Source organism: Klebsiella sp. GW_Kp181, from assembly GCF_040062315.1.
Taxonomy (GTDB): domain Bacteria; phylum Pseudomonadota; class Gammaproteobacteria; order Enterobacterales; family Enterobacteriaceae; genus Klebsiella; species Klebsiella oxytoca.
In genome coordinates, this window is the sequence record NZ_JBEAFR010000004.1 from 153,799 (window position 1) to 176,128 (window position 22,330).

Genomic DNA, 22,330 nt, shown 5'->3' on the forward strand with positions numbered 1-22,330 from the left:
AGTTACGCCCGCCGGCGAGAATCCCGGCTTGCGCTGCGCTTAGCCGGGCTACGGGTTTACCGCCATCTGCGGGCCGGTAGACCGGAGAAGGCGCGCCAGCGCCGCCTCCGGGAAAATCACCGGGCCAATCCCGAGCAATAGTTAAAACAGATAAGCCATAAACCTCACCGGATAGCCACGCTATCCGGTTTTGCTTTACTGCGCAGGCGGGATATCCGTCGCTTCGCTACGTCCTTGCGCAACATCACCGGCGCTGTTCGACGCCGCGGCGGCCGCTGGCGCTGGCGCCATCAGCTTTTCCCACGTCGCCTGCAGGTCCTTCATGTTGTACTCCGGTTCGCCCTGCGGCTGCTGCAACACCAGCGCCATATCCTGTGAAAGCTGCTGACGCAGGTACTGATTCAGCATGTCAACCGTCAGCGAATTGAGGAACTCCTGACGCAGCTTCTGATACTGCTCGGGAGCGATATCCACCACCTGATTTTGCAACGAACGCATCCGCTGGCTAATCAGAAGATAGGTATCCGTGCGGGCATAGGTGGCAAACAGCTTCTGCAGTTCAAGGTTTTTCTGCGCAATCAGGGCATCAAACTCATCCTGCGGCAGACCGTTATCGCGCACTTTCGCCAGCTCGCGCGCCACGGTCGTTAAGTTGGCGTTCAGCCGCTCGCCCGGCGATTCGATATTGATCGCGCACTGGGCGCGCTGGTAAAGCACGCGGCAGTCAAAGCCCAGGCCGATATCCTTGATGTTACTTTTGCTCAGATTCTGCTGAACGTGCCAGAACAGCGCTTCTCTGGCGAGGTCATCTCGCCAGTAGCGCTGCAGCGCGACCGAGTCGCGAATCGGCTGCCACGGCGCATCCCACATCAGCGACAGCTTATCCTGGCGCACTGCATCGGTCATGATGCTGACCGGCGTCGTCGGCAGCGGCGACAGGGTAGGAACCGCCACCGGCGTTTCGCGCTTGCCCTTCAGGCCGCCGAAAGTTTTGTTAATTTGCTCCGCGACGCTGCGGCTATCGACGTTGCCGACCACAATCAGGGTCATGGCATCCGGCGTGTACCACTTGTGGTAATAGTCTTTAAGCTGAGCAATATCCACCGGCTGCTTCAGCGGCGCCGCCGGGTCATGCCCCAGCATGGTGGAGCCTTTCAGCCGATAACGCCACCAGCCCTCTTTAGTATCCGCAGGCCAGGTGGCCACCATATCTTCGCCCTGCAGCGCATGGTTGACCGCTTCCGGAGTGATCGACATTTTACCGCTGGCGCTCGCCAGCCAGCTCAGCGCCTCTTTCAGCAGGTCGTTACGGTTATTCGGTAAGCTCAGGTTAAACAAACTGTAGTCATAAGAGACGATGGCGGGCGGCAGAGGACGTTTCGGGTCAATACTCTGCTGCCATAGCGAACGGGCCTGCATGGTCGGGAGGCCACCGTTTTGCGTCAGCGCGAGGCGCGGGATAAAGTGGCTAAAGCCGCTCTGCTGAGTGCTTTCGCTCAGCGAGCCAATATTCACGGACAGGCGAACTTCGATACGATCGCTGGGACGCTGCGGGGTGGCTAAAACCTGCCACTGAAACCCGTTTGCCAGTGTGCCCTGTTGCCAGGCCGGGTCCGGCTGGAGCGCTTCTGCCTGCACATAACCGACCGTCGCCAACATCAGCAAACCACCGGTTAAGAGTCGAATTTTTGTGCCCTGCATGTGAACCCCTGATGAACAATCCTGGTTACAACAGCGGCCCACGGGAGGGCCGCCGAAAAAATGGTGAGTTAAGTACGTCGGTTAGACCACACGGAGACGAAAATGTCGCATGTTGACGTGAAATAATCATAAGGGTCACCGCCGCGCATGCGGCAGCGACCCCTAATTATGCGCAGGAGCCCATAGTCCAGCAAGGGACTATGGACCTAACAGATGGATTTATGAGGATAATTCGTGCGATTTGTCTACCGGCGTACGGTTATTCAGCACATCATCGAGCTGCTGTGAGTCCAGCTCTTTAACCCATTTTGCGACCACAATAGTCGCTACGCCGTTACCCACCAGGTTGGTCAGCGCGCGCGCCTCGGACATAAAGCGGTCAATGCCGAGGATTAACGCCAGGCCAGCGACCGGCAAATGACCGACGGCGGAGATGGTCGCCGCCAGGACGATAAAGCCGCTGCCCGTCACGCCCGCCGCGCCTTTCGAGGAGAGCAGCAGCACCACCAGCAGGGTAATCTGATGGAAAATATCCATATGGCTGTTTGTCGCCTGGGCGATAAACACAGCCGCCATCGTCAGGTATATTGAGGTGCCATCGAGGTTAAAGGAGTAGCCCGTCGGGATCACCAGCCCCACCACCGATTTACGGCAGCCCAGCTTCTCCATCTTATCAAGCATCCGCGGCAGCGCCGACTCGGACGAAGAGGTTCCCAGGACGATCAGCAGCTCTTCGCGGATATAGCGGATGAACTTAAAGATGCTGAAGCCGGTGGCTTTGGCGATCGAGCCCAGTACCACCACGACAAACAGGATACAGGTGATGTAGAAGCAGACGATCAGCTGACCAAGCTGCACCAGCGTACCGACGCCGTATTTCCCGATAGTAAAGGCCATGGCGCCGAATGCGCCAATCGGCGCCAGGCGCATGATCATATTGATGATGCCGAATATAACCTGCGAGAAGCTTTCGATAACGTTAAAAATCAGCTGGCCTTTGCTGCCCAGACGATGCAGCGCAAAACCGAACAGCACGGCAAACATCAGCACCTGCAGAATGTTGCCGCTGGCAAACGCGCCAATCACGCTGCCGGGGATAATATCGAGCAGGAACGCCACGATACCCTGATCTTTCGCCTGTTCGGCATAAACCGCCACGGCCTTCGCATCAAGGGTGGCCGGGTCAACGTTCATACCCGCGCCGGGCTGCACCACGTTAACAATGATCAGACCGATGATCAGCGCGATGGTGCTCACGACTTCAAAATAGAGCAGCGCCACCGCCCCGGTGCGGCCGACGGCCTTCATGCTCTCCATCCCGGCAATCCCCGTCACAACGGTACAGAAGATAACCGGGGCAATAATCATTTTAATCAGCTTAACGAAGGCATCGCCGAGGGGTTTCATCTGCGCACCCAGCTCCGGGTAAAAATGGCCCAGCAGAATACCGATCGCTATGGCCGATAAAACCTGGACATAGAGGCTTTTAAAGAAAGAGATTTTCATAGGGTGTCCTTTGGATATAACCACAGACTGTGAGGGGGTATTGCGTCTGTGGCTTAAAAATAACACCCATGAAACATTTCAGAAATAACGAGTGATGAAATTGCAATGCAATTGTTAATTTATTTGAACTGACTCGCATAAGCTAACAATGTTGTTACAAACTTGCATCCTCAACAACAGCCGGTAAAAAGCGGGCCTTAAAAGCCTCAGGCGGCATGGCGCAGCCAAAAAGATAACCTTGCACCGTCTCGACACCCGCCTCCTGCAGCCAGCGATACTGCTTATCGGTTTCAACGCCCTCCGCGACGATGTGCAGATTCAGCCCCCGCGCCAGCTGGATAATCGCGGGCACCATGCTGATGTCCTCAGGTAGCATATCGATAAAGATTTTATCGATTTTCAGGATATCCACCGGCAGCGATTTAATATGCTGCAGTTGACGCAGCCCGGCGTAGCCCATACCAAAGTCGTCCAGCGCGATCCGCACGCCCGCTTCACGCAGCGGACGCAGCAGGGAAATCATGGCCTGCGGGTCGTCTATTCGACGGCTTTCGGTGACTTCGAGGATCAGCGTGCCCGGCGCGATACGATAGCGCGCGAGCAGCGCCAGCATCTCCGCGCCGCGATCGTGATGCAGCAGCTGTAGCTGCGACACGTTGACCGATAGCGGCAACATGATCCCCTGATTTTGCCAGGCGGCAAGCTGTCGGCAGGCCTCTTCCATCACCCAGTAGCCGACCGGGACGATCAGCCCGCAGGCTTCGATACGCTCAATCAGATCGCCAGGCAGCGACCAGCTCCCGTCAGCCTGACGCTGACGCAGCAGCGCTTCTGCACCGCAGACCTCGCCGCTGATAGTATCCACCTGCGGCTGCAGCCAGATGGCAAACTGCTGATTATCAAGCGCCGTTAAAATATCGTGCTCTTCCATCAGGCGGCGCTGCGCTTTTTCCATCTGTTCCGGATCGAAGAACTCAATCTGATTTTTACCTTTACGCCGCGCGGTAACGGCGGCGGAAAATGCCCGGCGATAGAGCTGTTCGCCGTTAATTTCGCCGTTAAACATCGCAATGCCGACGCTGGCGCAGGGGCGCAGCTGGATGCCGTGCAGGGGTAAACGTTCGCTTAAGACAGTAAGTACTTGCTTACTTAACGTCACCGCCTGCCAGGGCTCGGTAATTCCGTGGGCCAGAATCGCAAAGTCGTAGCCGCTCACCTGGGCCAGGACCATCTGCGTCGGGATAACCGCCCGCAGCTTTTCAACGAGCGTCAACAGCAGCATTTCGCGCTGCGTCTCTTTGAGTACGCCAGCGGTATCCTGCAGCGTTTCGCAGGCGACAATCAGCAGCGCAGACGCCTGCCCACGGGCGACGGTTTGCTCCAGCATCGCCATCAAAAAGGCTTTATTTGGCAGCTCGGATACCGGGAAACGGGTCGATTGCAAAGAGAGTTCATCGTGCAGGCGCAGCAGAGTCTGCTGGTTACGGTTATAGCTGCGCACCAGCATGCCGATTTCATCGTCATGATGTAAGCGCGGTATAGAAAGCTGATGGCCAAGACGCTCCTGCTGCGGGACATCATTCAGCTCGCGGGCGATTTTACGCAGCGGTCGTACCATCAGACGGTTGATGCACCAGGTGATGGCTACCGTCAGCATCAGCACCAAAAGTAAGTAAGCAGTCACTAATGTTGCCAGGGCGCTCATCACGAATTTATACATGCGATATGAATCGGCCTGCAGCACCAGATAGGCCAGCGGCTGTGGGTTAGCGGGCCGCTCAAGGGAGTAGATAGGCAGCGAAATCTGTACCGGCAGTTCAAACATGCGGGTGATGGTTACCGGCACCGGACGCTCGGGGATAAAGCGCATCCGCAGCGCCTGGAACTGATTAGGCAGGACAACATCCGCCCGGCTGACGATGCCAGCAGGCTGAATGCGGCTCAGAATGGCTTCCGCCTCCGGGATATCGGCTTTCAGAATAGCCGCTGACAGCGGTTCGCGGACGGAACGCGCAATGCTCTCTAACTGCGTGGCCGTGGTATAGCGACTCTGCTGAACAAAATGGAACAGCAAAATGGAACAGAAGACGAGTACAAACGCCATGGACACGCTCGCGACCATTGCCATCTGTTTAATTGTAAGTGAACGGCTGACGCGCAACGGGGTTCTCCACTGAAACTGAACGCATACCCGGTTTAGATCCATCATCTCCGGTCGTTTTCAGGCTCATTATATACTCAAATTGTTCGCTCACGCCCGCAAGGCGCGAAGCAATGCCATCGGGAGGCTTTCCCGGCAGCGGCACGGACCTGTAAGCATAGCGCGACCCGGGGACAATTCCCGGGCGGCGGCTGACGCCTTACCCGGGCTACAAAACGACAAAACCGTCCGGGCGACAAGTTCACCACCGCCATCGGGTCGGTAGCCCGGACAAGGTGCCTCTGGCACCGCCTCCGGGATACAGCGCGCAATGCAGCTTCGCTAGCTCTCCCCAGTGGCGCCGCGCTTACCGGAGCTAAAGGTTCACAATCGCCACCGGAGGGGAAATCGGGCTGTATGGCCGGAGGCAACGAGTATACGCGAAGAGCGCCGTGGAGTGACGCCCTGTCGCATAATTCAGCCTAATCTGCTACCAGTCGGCGTAAGGGACCAGCGGCTGCGGCGGCATATCCATATCGCCCTGCCAGCCGGAAGCCGAATAGCGGACGTACAGCAGCGCATGGCTCGGGGTATAATCCTTCGCCTGCTGAATATCCACCGCCGCCCCGACAAACCAGTTGCTGGTTACCCGTCGTTCAATCAGCGCCCGCGCGGTATAGCCGACGCCAGAGCTGCTGCTGCCTTCTTCCGTAAGCTGGCTGGCATCATGACGATACTGAGAGGGGATCAAATTGAGCAGCGGATAGCGCGCCTCGGTTTTGGTCCGCGAGTGGGACCACGACACCGAGCCCCCCAGCTCCCATGACCAGTTCTCCGTCCGCTGACGCCAGGTCACAGGTACCGAGAAGGAGACATATTCCTGCGGACTGTAATATCCCCCCTGACCCAGGGTATAGCCGCTCAGGTCTTTATCGTAGTGCCAGAGCATATTGTTCAGGCCGACGGTGACCCGGCGGTTATCTTCGTTGATCGCTTTATAGTAGTAGCCGGTCATCCAGCGCACGCGCCAGTTGTCAGCAACGTTTTTCCCGGTCAGTTGGTCGACGCCCAACGAAGACCAGACCCCGTTGGCCTCACCTTTATCGTAGCTCAGACTCACACCGCCGCCGTCGGCGCGCACCCCGCCCCAGGTCTTGCCAGTATGGCCGCCGTTAGGGTTATCTTTCTGCCCACCGAAGGCCAACAGCGAGCTGGAGATGGGTCGCCGATGAAGATTAACGGTGTAGCCCAGCGGGCCAACGTCGCTGCTGTAGCTCAGGCCGCCCACCACATCAACGACGTTAAAGCCCATCGGCGTGGTGCCGATATCGCCGCTCCAGGTCTCGTTCTGCCAGCCCACCGCTACGCTGGCGCCGCTGTCGCTCTGATGTTTGCTGCCGCCGGTACAGGCGATTTCGCCGCAGGTGCCCCAGCTCGGCGCATAGCTGCCGTCGCTATTGGTAGAAAAACTCCCGGCATCCATATTAACCAGATCGGTACGGAAGAACATTCGCCCGTCGGCCAGCGGGGCATCTACGTGTAACATGGTGGTATGCGCTTTCAGATCGGAATAGCCGCCGGTACCGCTGGAGCTCCAGTAATCATGCTCGAGGGTGACGTTAAGATCCTGCTGGCGATAAAGATCGGCGGCATCACTGCGGATCCCGCGCTTGAGCCAGTCATCGCTGCTGTCGTTACGCGTTAAGCGCGTAAAGGTGTCGTTATCCTGCGGGCGCTCGCGAGTAACCCCGGAGGCCACCATGGCGTCCTTATAACCTTCCAGCGCCTGCTGCGGCTCGCCGTTCTGCGCCTGGAAACGCGCGGCGTCGCGCAGCACCAGCGCGCTTTCCATCGACGGCGGCTGCGCTTTTGCCTGCGGCACGATGCGGGCGAAGGTTTGCTGCGCCTGAACGCGATCGCCCAGACCGGCCTGTGCGAGGGCAATACGCCGCTGCATATTGATAGAATCGATGTCTTCGCCCTTGAGCTGCGCCACCTGAGCGCGGGCAGCATTCTTATCGCCGTCGGCAAGATACACTTCCGCGAGTCCCAGACGCGCATCGCCGTTATTCGGCTGCTGGCCAAGCACCCGCTGATATTCCGCTATCGCCGTCTGGCTGTCGCCGCGCTGCTGCGCCCAGTCCGCCAGCGTGAGCGCGTAGCGCACCGACGTCGGTTGCTGTTTAATCAGCGCGATAGCCTGGGCCTCCTGGCCGCTATCGCGCAGCTGGTTTGCCTGCCGCAAGATCCTGTCGCTTTGCAGACGCGCCTCCAGCTCGCGAATATTGTCCGTCCACTGTCCTTGAGGCAGGGCGTTTATCTGCGCCAGCGCCATCTCATCCTGATTATTACCGGATAAATAGAGGCCGTAGGCGTAAACCCGATCAGCATCGCCAGGCTGGCGGTTGACCATCGCGCGCATCAGCGCGTCAGCCTCGCTGCGGCTGCCCGCGCTGACCAGATCCCGCGCCAGGCGGTAGGTTATCCACACGCTATCCGGATCCAGCGCCAGCCGACGGCGCTGCACTTCCGCCGCCTGCGCCCAGTTCCCCTGGCTCTCCAGCGCTTCGGCCTGTTTCTCCAGGCGTTCGTTCGTCAGGCTACGTTCAATATCATCAATGCTGCGCCGCTGGGCCGGCGACAGGCTGGCGATATACGCGCTAGCTTTTTCCGGCGATTCGCCGCGATACAGATTCGCCAGACCGCGTACCGCCAGGCTATTGCCGCGATCCATTCGCAGCGCGCGCTGGTAGTAACGCTCCGCCGCGGCGTTTTCTTTACGCGCCGCCGCCACGTCACCCAGCCCCAGCACCGCATAGCTATCGGTAGTGTCTATCCGCTGCGCCTGAGCGTAAGCATTTTGCGCTTGCGCCAGCTGGCCGCTTTTCAGAGCGCTATCGCCCTGCTTGATCAGCAGCCAGTAGCGGTTAGTCTTGAGCAGGCTGTCCCACTTATCGCGGCTCGGGCTATCCGGGGCCATTTTGATAGCTTTACTCAACTGAGCAACCGCCCGCGCCCGATCGCCGCGCTGGGAGTACGCCTGCCCCAATGCGCCAACCGCGTCGCTGTCTTTGGCATCCGCCCGGACAGCCTGTTGTAAATCGGCCACGGCCACCGAACCTTTCCCGGCCTTCACCGCCGCCAGCCCCTCCGCGCGATCGCGGAACGTCGGATCTTTGAGCTGGGTCTGCTGCTGATCGAGCAGAACGCGGGCATTTGCCGAGGTGGAACCGGTGGGGAATTGCACGATAAACCGCTGTAGCGCCTGTACGCTGGCCCGGCTCACCGGCATGCTTTTCACTTCGTTAAACCAGATGTCTGCTGCGATGCCACGACCCGCCGCCGAGCGCGACATCTGTTCAAGATACGCAAATCCCTCTTCCGGCTTATTATCGCCAAACATCTGTTTCGCCAGCGCCGTTTGCAGCTGGACGTTGTCCGGTAAGCGGGCGTTGAGTTTTTTCAGCTGATTGATGCCTTCGTTATGTCGGGCGGGCAGGCGCGCCACCAGCGTCCAGTACTCAATCGCCGCCTCATCATCATCCGGGACGCCGTTAAACAACTTCTCGTAAGCGGCGATGGCCTCGTCAACTTTCCCGGCCACGCCCAGCAGGCGCGCCTGCTGCAGCTCCTGGCGGCCATCGCCGGTGCTGCTTTTCATCTCGTCGCGCGAAGCTTTCAGCTCCGCCGATTCCGGCGCCAGCTTCGCCAGACGCGCCAGCTGCTTCTGCGCCCCGGCCGTATCGCCCTGGCGGAGAAGATAGCGCACTCGCGCGGCGACAACGTCCGGATTGTTCGGATCGATCAATTCCAGGCGGTAGAGCGACTGACGCACCAAATCCTCTCGTTTGCTGGCCTCGCCGAGGCGCACCTGCTCCAGCAGATGCTCCTGAACAGGCGTGTTCACGGCGTGAGCCAGCGGCATCAGCGCGACGCTTAGGGAGAGCGTGAATAAGCTTAATGAGAACTTGTGCATTCCTGGTTCCAGTCAGGCCGTAATTCGCCACCGGCAGTGAAGCGAAAACGGTGTTGATCCCATCCCTGGCCGAAAAGGGTCAGGACCGTGCTGTAGTAAGCATCCGCGCCGGGATAGTGGTCGGCGACGCGCTGCCGCTGAATGGCCCGGGCATCTTCATGCTGCAAGAAAGGCAGTAGCGCCGCGGAGAAGCCCACCGGACCGTTGCCGGTGGTTTTACCGGTCGCAACGTTGGTTTTTTCCGGCGGCACACCCTGCTCTACCGTCCGGGCCGCCATCGGTTTAAAGCGCGTCAGCAGGCGGGCTTTTTGCTTATCGCCGTCATCGAGCATACCGGCCCACAGATAGACGCGAATGGCGTCATAGCTGCCGATAATGGGTTTCTCCGCCTTCAACTGCCAGCCTTTGCCTTTTTCGTAACGGACCCAGTCAGGCGAAAAGCCTTTCGGCGCGGTCTCCAGCAGCAGGCGCAGATTGCCGTCGCGTATCTTTGGCCAGGGAGCGCCAAACACCGCAAAGTAGGTCGCCAGCTGCGGCGGCAGATAGCTGGGATTAAAACGCCAGCCGCCGTCATCGACGAAGCCGACTTTCCCCGGCAAAATCATCGGCCCCAGCCCCGGTACGGTAGCCACTTCTTCATCAGCAATACGCGCCAGCAGCGCTTTGCCGACTTCCGTATACTGGGGCGTTTCCCACAGTCGTCCGGCCTCCAGCAGCGCCCAGGCTATCCACAGGTCGGAATCCGAGGCTGAGTTGTTATCGAGCACCGTCCATTCGTCATCGCTCTTTTTCCCCCACAGCCATCCCGGCAGATGCGCGCGCAGATCGCCCTCGGCAAGGTTGTTTTGCGTCCACTCGAACAGCTTGCGGAAGCCTTCGCGGTCGTTGGCCGCCAGGGCAAAGAACAGCCCGTAGCTTTGTCCTTCCGAGGTGGTGATTTTTCGTGAATCGCTGGGGTCGATAACCCGCCCTTCGGCGCTGACGTACTCTTGTTTAAACTGCTCCCAGGCCGGCCACCGGCAGGCGGCGCTCGCCTGCGCCGCCGCCAGCATGCATATCGACAACACCACTGCACGTACCGCGTTCATCAGCAACTACTCATCATCAAGGTGGAGGCGACGGCGGCTGATAATACGCAGCATGCGCCACAGCACCCACGCCAGTAGTACGATGCTTAATGCCGCCAGCACCGCCAGCAGTACCGGGTGGCTGGAGAGCGCAAACCAGATGCGTTCGAACCACGGCAGATGCCCGATATAGTAAACATCACCTACCCGCAGGCTGTTGACGCCCGACTCGCGAATCACCGAGACGGAGCCAAACATCGCCGCGCGTTTACCGCTATCGTTAAGCGCCTGGGTGAGCAATTCGTTACCGCGAGGGCTATCGGCCAGCAGCGCCACGACGCTGCGTTGATCGTTGTAAGGCGACTGGAAGCCGATTATCGCCGCCATCGGCCCGGATGACGTGATATCAGTGCGGGTATTCGGCGTTCTGGCTTCGGTATCGGGGTAAATGCTCGCCAGGTCGTAATGGCGCATCGGCATTTTCACCCAGCTTTTGGTCGCTTCAACCAGCAGGTTAATTTTCGTTTCGTCCTTCAGCGCCTGCGGAATAGAGCCAATCAGCAGCAGGTCGGCGTCTTTGTCCTTAATCTGGCTGCCGTCATCGGTCATGCGCAGGTTAATCGCCGCCAGGCCGGTTTGCGCGCCGATGCCGCCGGCCGTTTCCAGCAGCGTGGCCACCTGACCCTCGGTCGGCGCTTTCGGCACCACGACTAAGGTATCGGAGAGATCGGCCATCCGGCTGTAGGGGAAGCCCGTGTTAGCAAACACGCGCAGATCCGGCATGGCCATAAAGTGATAGTACTTCGAGAAGTCGATGGTCGAGTCGTCCCCAATCACCACATGATTCTGCACCGGCTGGAAGGTAATACAGTTATCGATAGAGCCGCCGGGCATCGGATTCATATACTGAAAATCGAAGCGCAGCTGGTTCATCGCCCCAAGGCGCAGCGCCGGGATTGTCACTTCCGTTTTGCCATCCAGCAGCCCCTGCAGCACCGGCAGGCGCAGAATCAGCTTATTCACATCCTGCGAACTGTTGAGACTGAAAGACTGTAAGAACTGATCGTTCAGGCTGATATCCATGCGCGAGCTGTCCTTGATCGGCGGCATGGTGTAGCGATAGTTCAGGTTCATATCGATGCCGTTGGCGCGCAGCAGGTAGAGATCCGGCGGCAGGTTCAGCGCGACGTTAATGGAATCCGGCACCAGGCCGCTGGATTGCAGCTGCTGTTCGTAGGTTTTCAGCTCGGCAAAGGTCACCGCGCGATCGATGCGCACCCAGTTTGGCGCATCGTACGGTTTACGCGCCTGCAGTTGTTTGACATCGTCAACCGTCACGCTGCTGCCGCGGAACAGAATATTGCCCTGCGCTATCCCCTTCGCCGCCTGCAGCAGGTCTTTGTCATCTCGCCCAAAGACCACCAGCAGCTTAACGTACGGATTATCCGGATGGTCGATCATTTCAATAGTCGGCGCGTTAACCGGTGGATGCTCGCGCAGGAAGTCCGGGCGCTTATCGTTGGTCGCAAAAACAACGGCGTTGCGGTCCGGCAGCGCGTTGAACTGCACCGGGAACTGCTGACCGCGCCAGCCCGCCTTGCTGCCGAACCAGGAGGCAACGATCGCCGCCGCCTGCTGCTGCAGGACACCCGGCGAGGAGGCAAAGACCATCGGTAGCGTCAGCTGGCGGTTATCACGCGAATCGTAGAACGGCACAGGAAAATGCGAAAGATCGTTGCGCACGTTCAGCGACTGATAGGTTAAATCCAGATAGCTTTCGCGACCGACGTCCAGCCACAGGGTACTGCTGGCCGGGTTTTCACAGACGTCGCGATAGTGGCCGACGAACTCAAGGCGCACGCGGTTAAAGTCGGTGATATAGAGAGGATCGATTGGGATCTGCGCGCTGACTTTTTTGCCCAACTGCTCTTTGGTGACCGGCAAAACGCCCATCAGCTCATCATTAAGATAAACCTTCAGCTGCGACTGCACCGGCAGCAGTGACGGAGAGGGGGTGTAGTCGAGATTAAGCAACGCTTTCGCCACCACCTCATCGCTGCGCATGCCGAACTCGACCGAACCCTCGGGGCGCGCGCCGCGCAGTACCATGCTGCCGGGAGGCGGAGCGATTTTGGCGAAGGTCAGCTTCACGTCGCGGCTCGGGGCGTTATCGAGCACCACCACCGGCGCCGCCGGATCGGCAAGGGTCGCCGTTGGCTGGCCGTCCGCAACCGTGCCGGCAATACCGGGCACGGTTGTCGTCTGCGCCGCTGCCGTTGCCGCCGTCGGTTCCGCATACGACGCGAAGGAGGACCAGCCGCCAATGCCCACCGCTACTGCACAAATCAAAGAGAGTTTTCTGTTCATCGCATTATCATCATTGTTGGGCCATCGCCGGTTCTGCCGAGAGTGTCGCCGCAGCGCGTTCCGGACGGCGCGGAATAAACGAAACAAACCAGGCCACCAGCATGGTGAGCGAGCGGAAAATAACCTTCACCGACGGCGGGGAGAACTCCGCCAGGTGACGATATCCACGGAACCCCAGCTTCAGGATGTCCAGCAGGCTTTCCATCGGCTTATCTTCCGGGAAGCTATCCTGCCAAAGCGCCCACGTATCTGCGCGGGCAAACGTACACTGCACAAAATCAATATGTTGTTGATTGCTTAGCGGCAGCAGCTGTAGCCCAACCTCACTGCCGTTGACCCGCGCGACCCGCACCGGGAAGGCATACTCCTGCTGCCCGCGTTTCAGCAGCAGCTTAACGTGCTGGCTTTCCAGCACCTGCGCCTCGCCGTGAATTCTGACGCCGAGGCCGCCGTCGGAGTAATCATGGACGGTACAGGAGAACAGGTGCCCGTCCTCGCGGGCAATCGCCGCCGGCATCGACATCTCCACGCGATGCGAGCGCCGCACCTGCTTGCTTTCAACCGATACCGCCACCGCGCCGCCGAGAATAATCAGGTTATAGAACACCCAGATAATGCTGACCCAGACGGTCAAAATTTCGTTTTCCGGGCCGTACATAAAGCGCCAGATACCCACGCCAACGCCGACCAGATTCAGCAGCACGAGGTAGATATAGGGACGCGAGATCACCCAGTCGACGTACTCGTCCTCCACCAGGCCGCCTTTTGCCGTCACGTTGAATTTGCCCTTATGCGGGTTAATCAACGCGACAACGGTCGGCGGCGCGATATACCACGCCAGTACCGTTTCATAGATCTCACTCCAGAAAGAGTGGCGGTATTTACCCTGAATCTTCGAGTTAGTCAGGCTGGCGTGAATCATATGCGGTAGCACGAACAGGGCGATCATCAGCGCCGGCGCATAGATGATATAGGCGTGGAGGAGCAGAAACGCCAGCGGCGCGGTCAGGAAGATCAGCCGCGGAATACCGGACAGGAAGTGCAGCATCGCGTTGACGTAGCAGATGCGCTGCGCCAGCTTCAGCCCTTTACCAAACAACGGGTTATCAAGGCGGAATATCTGCACCATCCCGCGCGCCCAGCGGATGCGCTGGCCGATATGCGCCGACAGGCTCTCCGTCGCCAGGCCGGCCGCCTGCGGAATACGCATATAGGCCGAAGTGTGCCCGCGACGATGCAGGCGCAAAGAGGTGTGGGCGTCTTCGGTGACCGTTTCCACGGCAATGCCGCCGATTTCATCCAGCGGGCCGCGGCGGATCACCGCACAGGAGCCGCAGAAGAAGGTGGCATCCCACATGTCGTTGCCGTCCTGCACCAGGCCATAAAACAGCGTGCCTTCGTTCGGCGTTTTGCGAAAACGCCCCAGGTTACGTTCAAACGGGTCCGGAGAGAAGAAGTGGTGCGGCGTCTGCATCATCGCCAGCTCTTTCTCCTTCAGGAACCAGCCCATGGTCATCTGCAGGAACGAGCGGGTCGGCACGTGGTCGCAGTCGAAAATCGACACAAACTCGCCTTTGGCGTACTTCAGCGCATTGTTGATATTCCCGGCTTTCGCGTGTTCGTGCGTGGTGCGCGCGATGTAATGCACGCCAACGTCTTTGGCGAACTGGCGGAACTCTTCGCGCCCGCCGTCATCGAGGATCCAGATATTAAGCTTGTCCTTCGGCCAGTCGATCCCCTGCGAGGCGTAAATGGTGTTTTTCACCACGTTGAGATCTTCGTTATAAGTCGGCACGAAGATATCGACCGTCGGCCATTGCGCCATATCTTCCGGCAGCGGAACCGGCTGACGGTTCAGCGGCCAGACGACCTGGAAATAGCCCAGCACCAGCACCACCCAGGCGTAGGTTTCAGCGAACAGCAGGATTATCCCGCACACCAGGCTTACGGGGTCGTCCCAGTTTAGCGTCGAGGTGTAGCGCCACCAGATATAGCGGCACGAGACCGTCAGCGAAAGCACGATCAGCATCAGCGCCGAGAAGCGCCCGGGGATGCGCCGTACCAGCAGCGCCACGCCCCACAGCAGCAGCAGAAAAATAAACTGCGAGAGCGGATTAAACGGCTGGGTAATACAGAGTAGCGCCAGGATCAGCGAGAAAAAGGTTATCGTGCCAAGGAGAAGCCGCCGCACTTTTGGATGCAGATGCCCCAGCTCCTTATGCTTATCCAGATGACCAGTGCGGGCGTTGACCTTTTCCGGTAGCTTTTCCAGCCACTGCGCATAGCGCCCCTGCACGCCTTCCAGCGCCGCCAGCGAACGCCAGTTGATCTTTTTATCCGGCTCCGGCACCCGCGTCACCAGCAGCCACAGGGCTTGCAGCAGATAGCGAATCGGGTCCAGCGGGCGCGGTCGATGCGGATTAATATGCGGGAAAAACTCGCCATGATGTTCGCGAATTGCCTGCCAGCGCGGGGTTTCCAGCGGCATCAACGCCCATGCCAGAGATGCCCACAAGCAGCCCAGCGCGGCCGCCAGCCGCGACGCGCCGTGCTGGCGATAATCGCGATAGCGTTCGCTCAACCGCTCTCCAACCGGGGGCGCCAGCAGTAGCGTACTCAGGCGAATCATTCCGCGCCCCTCCCGGCGTAGTGCAGCAGGCACCAGTTGGCCAGCGTCAGTATCTCTTCCGCCGCCAGCGAGTCCTGGCGGTATTCGCCGAGCGGTTGCTTCGCCGCCAGACACTCCGCCATCGCTTCATCACGATGAATAGTCACCGGCAGAATGCGGCGCTGGCTCTCCAGCCACAGCTGATAGAGATCCTCCTGCAGCTGGCTGCCGACGCGCAGATCGTTAATCAAAATATCGCTATTGACCGGCAGCGCCTGCTGATGCAGGCGAATATGGCTGTTGCCGTCCGGATGCACCACGACCAGCGTGCGATCGCAGACGTCAATCAGGGAGCGGGTCAGCGGTGAGAACCCGTCCGGCAGATCAATCAGCAGCCAGCGGTGATCGCCCTGCTGATGGAGCTTCTGCACCATCCCGGCCATCGGGGCCAGCGGCGTCTGAAGCTGGTCAATATTCTCGCGCTCGCCCGGCGTTAGCTGGCCAAAGGGCAGCAGATCGATATGCGAGGTGTAGCGCAGCCCGGCGTCTCGCCAGTCGTTCCCGTCGATGAGGGCGCGCGCCCAGCCCGCTTTGTGGCGGTAATCGACGTTGAAAAAGAAGCGCAGCATGTTATCCGGGCTGGCGTCCACCACCAGCACGGTTTCCCCGAGTAATTGCAGCGCCCAGGCCAGCGCAGCGGTGATCGACGTGGTGCCGGTGCCGCCGCGCACGCCTTGTAATCCCAGAATAGCCATCGATGGCTTCCTTACTTTTTCTCTGCTAATTCAGCCAGTAGCGGCCAGCGTTTCAGCGCCGCGGTTAACTGCTCGCGTCGGGAAATATCATGATAATCAATATCAGGCAGGGAAAATGCCCGGCTTAACGCCAGGAAATCATTTTGAAACGTATAGCCCAAAGTCGCATCGGTGGGTACAGCAGGCTCTTTTGCTGGCATTTCTCTGTCCGTTGGAAAAATTAATAAATTATACCGAGAGGCGTTCGTTCATCCTTAAAATAGGTTTACATGCTAAAACTGATGTCCTTTAATTTCAATGTTAGGTTTACTCTGTCGCTTTCGCTAGTAAACTAATCAAGTGTAAAACAGGTCTCACGAGGGACACCGTGGATATCGTATATTCTTTGGGTATTTCATCATTATGGGACGAAGTGTGCCATATGCCCGTTGGCGGGGTGTGGTGGCTCAATGTCGACCGCCATGCGGACGCGGTAAGCTTGCTCAACCAAACGCTTGCGGCCCAGGATAAACAGGCTCGCGTTGCGGCGATAGCCATGGGTGATAACCCAAATGAAATCATAAAATTAGAAAAAGATCGCGGGCCTGAAAAAATCGCATTATTTACCATGCCGAACCGCTTTGAAGGGCTGGAAGAAATGCACCGCGATTTAGTCTGTTCCCTCGAACCTGGCAATTATTTGTTTATTCTGCTATGTGCTGAAAATGCCTGGCAGAATATTAAAAGCGAACAATTATGCAATTGGGTTGAGAAATCATATCGATGGACTAATTATCATCGTTGTTCATTATTAGTGCTTAATTCCGGGCACGATATCGATAAGCAACTTTCCCCTTTATTACGCGAGTACCGCTCGCTTTCCGGACTGGCAAGTATACGTTACCAGGGAGATAACCACCTGTTCGATATTGCCTGGTGGGGCAGCGAAAAGGGCATCAGCGCCCGGCAGCAGCTCATTGTTTTACACGATGAAAACGGCTGGCGGTTGGCGCAGGACGAGGAAACGGTGGTACAACCGCGCAGCGACGAGAAAACCATCCTCAGCAACCTGCGCGTACTGGAGGGGGCGCCCGCGCTTTCCGAATACTGGACGCTGTTCGAAACCAATGACGCCGTTTTCAACGCCGGCAGAATGGCGCAGGCGGCGACGCTGATTTTCTCCATTACCCAGAACGAACAGATTGAACAGCTGGGACGCTATATCCACACCCTGCGCCGCCAGCGCGGTAGCGCGCTGAAAATTGTCGTGCGCGAGCAAACGCCAAGCCTGCGCGCCACCGATGAACGCCTGCTGCTGAGCAGCGGCGCCAATATGGTTATTCCCAGCGGCGCACCGTTATCGCGCTGCCTCACGCTTATAGAAAGCGTTCAAAAACAGCAGTTTACTCGCCATATTCCGGAGGATTTTAATACTCTGCTGAACTGGAGCCAGCCGCTGAAGCTGCGCGGCTACCAGAAGTGGGATGCCTTCTGCGAAGCGGTGCACAATATTATGGCCAACACCATGCTGCCCGCCGACGGCAAAGGGGTGATGGTGGCGCTGCGCCCGGCGCCCGGTCTGCGCGTAGAGCAGGCGCTGACGCTGTGTAAGCCTAATCGCATGGGCGACATCATGACCATCGGTAATAATCGCCTGGTGCTGTTTCTGTCATTTTGCCGGGTGAACGACCTCGACACCGCGTTAAACCATATCTTCCCTTTACCTACCGGCGATATTTTCTCTAATCGTATGATTTGGTTTGAAGATAAGCAGATAGCGGCTGAAATCCTGCAGATGCGCGGGATTATGCCGGAGAACTGGAATACGCCGCTGCCTGTTTCGCTTGCCAAAAAAACGCCTATCAACGCGACCCACGACGGACGTAGCTGGCGGCGAACCCCCGAGCCGCATCGTCTGTCCATCGACGGGGAGCCAACCTTATGATGTCGATTGCCGATATTATTCAGCTGGTCGTCCTGTGCGCCCTGCTGTTCTTTCCGCTGGGTTACCTTACGCGCCACTACCAGCGGCGAATTCGCACCACGTTAAGACTGATGTTCTTTAAACCCCGTTATGTCAAACCGGCTGGCGTGCTGCGCCGGGAAGCGGCATCCAGGCAAGGCAAATCAACGAAATGACCAAACCTAAAACCCCCTCAGCGTCGCTTCCGCTCTGGCGCTACTGGCGCGGCCTATCTGGCTGGAACTTCTACTTTCTGGTGAAGTTTGCCTTGCTATGGGCGGGATACCTCAATTTTCATCCCATGCTAAACCTGGTGTTTCTGGCCTTTCTGCTGGTGCCGATTCCGCAATATAAGCTGCACCGTATTCGCCACTGGATAGCGATCCCGCTGGGCTTTATGCTGTTCTGGCACGACACCTGGCTGCCCGGCCCGGAAAGCATCGTCAGCCAGGGTTCGCAGATTGCCGGCTTCAGCGCCGACTATATCTGGGATTTGGTAACCCGCTTTATTAACTGGAATATGATTGGCGCGTTCTTCGTGCTGCTGGTTCTGTGGCTGTTTATCAGCCAGTGGCTACGGGTAACGGTATTTGTCTCAGCAATTATGATCTGGCTGGTCGCCAGTCCGCTGCTGCCCTCGTTTACCCTTTGGCCGGCAGGTCAGCCGACGACCGCGGCGGCGAATAACGCGCCGAATACCGGTGGCGGGGCAATCGTCGCGACCAACGCCGCGCCGGCGAATAACGATATCCCTGCACAAACGGAGCCGCCGACATCGGCCAATCTGACCAACTGGCTGAATACCTTTTACGCCTCTGAGCAGAAACGCAAAACCACGTTTCCTGATGCACTCCCGGCCGATGCCCAGCCGTTTGATGTCTTGATCATCAACATCTGCTCGCTCTCATGGTCGGATATCGAAGCAGCGGGATTGATGGAGCATCCGCTGTGGAAGCATTTTGACCTGCTGTTCAAAAACTTTAACTCGGCGACCTCTTACAGCGGGCCGGCAGCGGCGCGTCTGCTGCGCGCCAGCTGCGGCCAGCTCTCTCACGCCAACCTTTATCAACCCTCAGGCAGCGAATGCTATCTGTTTGAAAACCTGGCGAAGCTGGGCTTCACCCAGCAGCTGATGCTCGGTCACAACGGTGTCTTCGGCGACTTCCTGAAAGAGCTTCGTTCGTTGGGCGGTATCCAGAGCCCACTGATGGATCAAAGCGGCCTGCCGGTCATTCTGCAGGGCTTTGACGGCTCACCGGTCTATGATGACCAGGCGACGCTGAACCGCTGGCTGCAGTCGCTGGATAAGCTGAATACGCCGCGCACGGCGACCTTCTACAACACGCTGCCGCTGCACGACGGCAACCACTATCCGGGCCAGAGCAAAACCGCGGACTATAAAGCCCGTGCGCAGAAGTTCTTCGACGAACTGGACAGTTTCTTTACTGAGCTGGAGAAATCGGGACGCAAGGTGATGGTCATCGTCGTGCCTGAACACGGCGCGGCATTAAAAGGCGATAAAATGCAGGTCTCCGGTCTGCGCGATATTCCCAGCCCATCTATTACCAACGTGCCGGCGGCGGTGAAATTCTTCGGCATTAAGGCAAGACATCCCGATGCGCCGATTATCATCAGCCAGCCAAGCAGCTACCTGGCGGTTTCTGAGCTGGTGGTTCGCGCCCTCGACGGCAAGATGTTTGATGAGAATGACATCAACTGGCAGCAGTACATTGCCAACCTGCCGCAGAGCGCGGCGGTGTCGGAAAACTCCAACGCCATCGTCATTCAGTATCAGGGTAAACCGTATGTTCAGTTGAACGGCGGCAGTTGGGTACCTTATCCGCAATAAAACGAAAAAGGCCGCAGGATGTTCCCCCTGCGGCCCCGTTCGGGCGCATGCTGCCACTTAGGCAGACAGATGCCCACCGGTCGTCTACTTGCGATTATCCATCCAGCTCACGATGATGCTGACCAGAATGCCAGCAATGACCGGAGCCGCCAGATCGTCCCACAGCAGCAGACCCCACTGAGCAAGCGTCATACAGCCGCCTTATTGCAATGGCAACCGTTCGCGGCTATCCTCGAATTGTCTAGGTTCGAGATTAGCCCCCGAAACGTTGCCAGGTTATACCAAACAACGTGCGGGGGTTTTCTCTTTCCAGCAACCCATCAATCGATGCCGCCGGGGTTCAAGCCCCCGCAACATTGCGCCTCACCGGGCGAGCCCGGCTTGCCGACGATTCTACTGGCCCGATCGGCTACCCGCACTCCGCCATTACGCACCATGCGAGACGCATTCCAGGAAAGTGTTTTGTTGCTGCAACAAAACGAAAAAGGCCGCAGGATGTTACCCCTGCGGCCCCGTTCGGGCGCATGCTGCCACTAAGGCAGGCAGATGCCCACCGGTCGTCTACTTGCGATTATCCATCCAGCTCACGATGATGCTGACCAGAATGCCAGCAATGACCGGAGCCGCCAGATCGTCCCACAGCAGCAGACCCCACTGAGCAAGCGTCATACAGCCGCCTTATTGCAATGGCAACCGTTCGCGGCTATCCTCGAATTGTCTAGATGCGAGGTTAGCCCCCGAGACGTTGCCAGGTTGATACCAAACAACGTGCGGGGGTTTTCTCTTTCCAGCAACCCATCAATCGATGCCGCCGGGGTTCAAGCCCCCGCAACATTGCGCCTCACCGGGCGAGCCCGGCTTGCCGACAATTCTACTGGCCCGATCGGCTACCCGCACTCCGCCATTACGCACCATGCGAGACGCATTCCAGGAAAGTGTTTTGTTGCTGCAACAAAACGAAAAAGGCCGCAGGATGTTACCCCTGCGGCCCCGTTCGGGCGCATGCTGCCACTAAGGCAGGCAGATGCCCACCGGTCGTCTACTTGCGATTATCCATCCAGCTCACGATGATGCTGACCAGAATGCCAGCAATGACCGGAGCCGCCAGATCGTCCCACAGCAGCAGACCCCACTGAGCAAGCGTCATACAGCCGCCTTATTGCAATAGCAACCGTTCGCGGCTATCCTCGAATTGTTGAGGTTCGAGATTAGCCCCCGAGACGTTGCCAGGTTGATACCAAACAACGTGCGGGGGTTTTCTCTTTCCAGCAACCTATCAATCGATGCCGCCGGGGTTCAAACCCCCGCAACATTGCGCCTCACCGGGCAAGCCGGCTTGCCCACAATTCTACGGCGCCCTTCAGATCTCAGCACCCGGCTCGACTGCGTTATTCGAGGCGCATTCCACAGTTTACGACCGTTCTTTCTTTGCCAGCCATACCAGCAGCTTCAGGCTGGCAGAGTAATAGTCGTCCTGGGAATTAATCTGCGGCTCGGCCTGCTCTTCACCAAGGGTTAAATCGCGTACCGCCAGTAGCCCGCCGGTCATAAACCACGGCGCGGCCTCATTGGTATTGACGTTTATCCAGGCCGGCGTCTGCAGACGCGGATAGCGCTGAAACCAGTTTTTCCACGGCGTCAGCAGGCTGCTTTGCGGGTCGTCCCAGTAGACATACATAGGAATGCGGATAGCATCGAAGCTCATCCGCGTCGGCCACTCTTTTGCCGGCTCCATCTTGCCGTCCGCTCTTAAGGCGACCCAGTCGCTGGGTAGCTGCGATTTCCCCCACGCCATTTTCCCCAGCAGCGCCTGAGCATCACTCTTCAGCTTTCGCCAGGCGGTCAAATGAGTACGCGCCGCGAAGGCCTGCCAGGCGGGAAAGATAAAGTAGGATGGATTCAGATTCAGATGGTCGTTGAGATAAAATCCCTTTGCGCCCGGGAGCATCACCTGACGGTCGGCGAAGGTCACCACCGTATGCTTCAGCAGCGAAGCGGTTATCGCATCCGAAGCGGTACCGTAGGTTTTTTCATGCCACTGCTGCTGCGCGCGCAGCAGCGCCCAGGCAATCAGGGTATCGCCATCGGTGGCGTCATTTTTATCCGCCACCGGATCGGGCGCCACCGGGTTATAGCGCCAGTAAAACAGCCCGTTATCTTTGTTGCGCAGGGTTTTATCTGTCCACTGCCAGAGCTTGTCAAAGGCGGGACGATCGTCGTTGGCCACCGCTAACAGCATGGCAAAACCCTGCCCTTCAGTATGAGAGACGTTGCCGTTACCGGTATCAACAATACGCCCGTCCGGCATCATAAAACGCGATTTATAACTTTCCCACGCCGTATCGGCCCACGCGTGGGGAAGCATCATCACCGTCGTGACCACGACTGTCGCTAAAGCACGCAAGGACATAAATTCACC

Annotated in this window: 16 protein-coding genes; 3 read left to right on the forward strand and 13 right to left on the reverse strand. The window is 58.3% G+C overall.

Annotated elements, in window-relative coordinates:
* Window positions 1–195 precede the first annotated feature (195 nt).
* From ABLV11_RS04900 to bcsR, 9 genes are all read right to left on the reverse strand, one after another.
* A complete protein-coding gene (locus tag ABLV11_RS04900; protein ID WP_024274798.1) occupies window positions 196–1,701 on the reverse strand; it encodes a pitrilysin family protein in 1,506 nt (501 codons plus the stop codon).
* Window positions 1,702–1,920: 219 nt separating this feature from the next.
* Window positions 1,921–3,207 (reverse strand): dicarboxylate/amino acid:cation symporter, encoded by a 1,287-nt coding sequence (locus tag ABLV11_RS04905; RefSeq protein WP_004106699.1) that lies wholly within the window; start codon window positions 3,205–3,207, stop codon window positions 1,921–1,923.
* 154 nt (window positions 3,208–3,361) lie between these two features.
* Window positions 3,362–5,368, reverse strand: a complete 2,007-nt coding sequence (gene hmsP / locus ABLV11_RS04910) for a biofilm formation regulator HmsP (RefSeq protein ID WP_224250522.1) — start codon at window positions 5,366–5,368, stop codon at window positions 3,362–3,364.
* A 469-nt stretch (window positions 5,369–5,837) separates the two neighbouring features.
* Complete coding sequence (gene bcsC / locus ABLV11_RS04915; protein WP_348855203.1) at window positions 5,838–9,323, reverse strand: cellulose synthase complex outer membrane protein BcsC; 3,486 nt, start codon at window positions 9,321–9,323, stop codon at window positions 5,838–5,840.
* Window positions 9,305–10,411: a cellulose synthase complex periplasmic endoglucanase BcsZ gene (bcsZ, locus tag ABLV11_RS04920; protein WP_126488076.1), complete on the reverse strand. Its 1,107-nt coding sequence runs from the start codon at window positions 10,409–10,411 to the stop codon at window positions 9,305–9,307. The genes bcsC and bcsZ overlap by 19 nt, the downstream gene beginning before the upstream one ends.
* 6 nt (window positions 10,412–10,417) lie before the next feature.
* The gene (bcsB, locus tag ABLV11_RS04925; RefSeq protein WP_348855204.1) at window positions 10,418–12,757 is read right to left on the reverse strand and encodes a cellulose biosynthesis cyclic di-GMP-binding regulatory protein BcsB; all 2,340 of its coding nucleotides are present in this window, start codon (window positions 12,755–12,757) and stop codon (window positions 10,418–10,420) included.
* Window positions 12,758–12,767: 10 nt separating this feature from the next.
* A complete protein-coding gene (bcsA, locus tag ABLV11_RS04930; RefSeq protein ID WP_126488072.1) occupies window positions 12,768–15,386 on the reverse strand; it encodes a UDP-forming cellulose synthase catalytic subunit in 2,619 nt (872 codons plus the stop codon).
* A complete protein-coding gene (gene bcsQ, locus ABLV11_RS04935; RefSeq protein WP_126488070.1) occupies window positions 15,383–16,120 on the reverse strand; it encodes a cellulose biosynthesis protein BcsQ in 738 nt (245 codons plus the stop codon). The genes bcsA and bcsQ overlap by 4 nt, the downstream gene beginning before the upstream one ends.
* 11 nt (window positions 16,121–16,131) lie before the next feature.
* Entirely contained in the window at window positions 16,132–16,320 is a 189-nt protein-coding gene (gene bcsR, locus ABLV11_RS04940) for a cellulose biosynthesis protein BcsR (protein WP_004106713.1), read from the reverse strand.
* Between the two features lie 167 nt (window positions 16,321–16,487).
* Between bcsR and bcsE the strand changes: the two genes are divergently transcribed.
* The 3 genes from bcsE to bcsG are packed head-to-tail and all read left to right on the forward strand — an operon-like array spanning window position 16,488 to window position 19,911.
* On the forward strand, window positions 16,488–18,044 hold the full coding sequence (gene bcsE, locus ABLV11_RS04945; protein ID WP_064371033.1) for a cellulose biosynthesis protein BcsE: 1,557 nt from the start codon (window positions 16,488–16,490) through the stop codon (window positions 18,042–18,044).
* Window positions 18,041–18,238, forward strand: a complete 198-nt coding sequence (bcsF, locus tag ABLV11_RS04950) for a cellulose biosynthesis protein BcsF (RefSeq protein ID WP_004106715.1) — start codon at window positions 18,041–18,043, stop codon at window positions 18,236–18,238. Before bcsE ends, bcsF begins: the two co-directional genes overlap by 4 nt.
* Window positions 18,235–19,911 carry a cellulose biosynthesis protein BcsG gene (gene bcsG / locus ABLV11_RS04955; protein ID WP_004106716.1) on the forward strand — a complete coding sequence of 559 codons (1,677 nt, stop codon included), beginning with the start codon at window positions 18,235–18,237 and terminating at the stop codon, window positions 19,909–19,911. Before bcsF ends, bcsG begins: the two co-directional genes overlap by 4 nt.
* Window positions 19,912–19,995: 84 nt before the next feature.
* Here the strand turns inward: bcsG and ABLV11_RS04960 are convergent, their stop codons facing one another.
* The 4 genes from ABLV11_RS04960 to ABLV11_RS04975 all read right to left on the reverse strand — a co-directional run bounded on the left by ABLV11_RS04960 (window position 19,996) and on the right by ABLV11_RS04975 (window position 22,321).
* Window positions 19,996–20,103: a type I toxin-antitoxin system toxin Ldr family protein gene (locus ABLV11_RS04960; protein ID WP_004116246.1), complete on the reverse strand. Its 108-nt coding sequence runs from the start codon at window positions 20,101–20,103 to the stop codon at window positions 19,996–19,998.
* A gap of 369 nt (window positions 20,104–20,472) precedes the next feature.
* A complete protein-coding gene (locus ABLV11_RS04965) occupies window positions 20,473–20,580 on the reverse strand; it encodes a type I toxin-antitoxin system toxin Ldr family protein (protein ID WP_004116246.1) in 108 nt (35 codons plus the stop codon).
* A 370-nt stretch (window positions 20,581–20,950) separates the two neighbouring features.
* Window positions 20,951–21,058 carry a type I toxin-antitoxin system toxin Ldr family protein gene (locus ABLV11_RS04970; RefSeq protein ID WP_004116246.1) on the reverse strand — a complete coding sequence of 36 codons (108 nt, stop codon included), beginning with the start codon at window positions 21,056–21,058 and terminating at the stop codon, window positions 20,951–20,953.
* 264 nt (window positions 21,059–21,322) lie between these two features.
* Window positions 21,323–22,321 carry a glycosyl hydrolase family 8 gene (locus tag ABLV11_RS04975; RefSeq protein WP_016807736.1) on the reverse strand — a complete coding sequence of 333 codons (999 nt, stop codon included), beginning with the start codon at window positions 22,319–22,321 and terminating at the stop codon, window positions 21,323–21,325.
* Window positions 22,322–22,330: the final 9 nt, after the last annotated feature.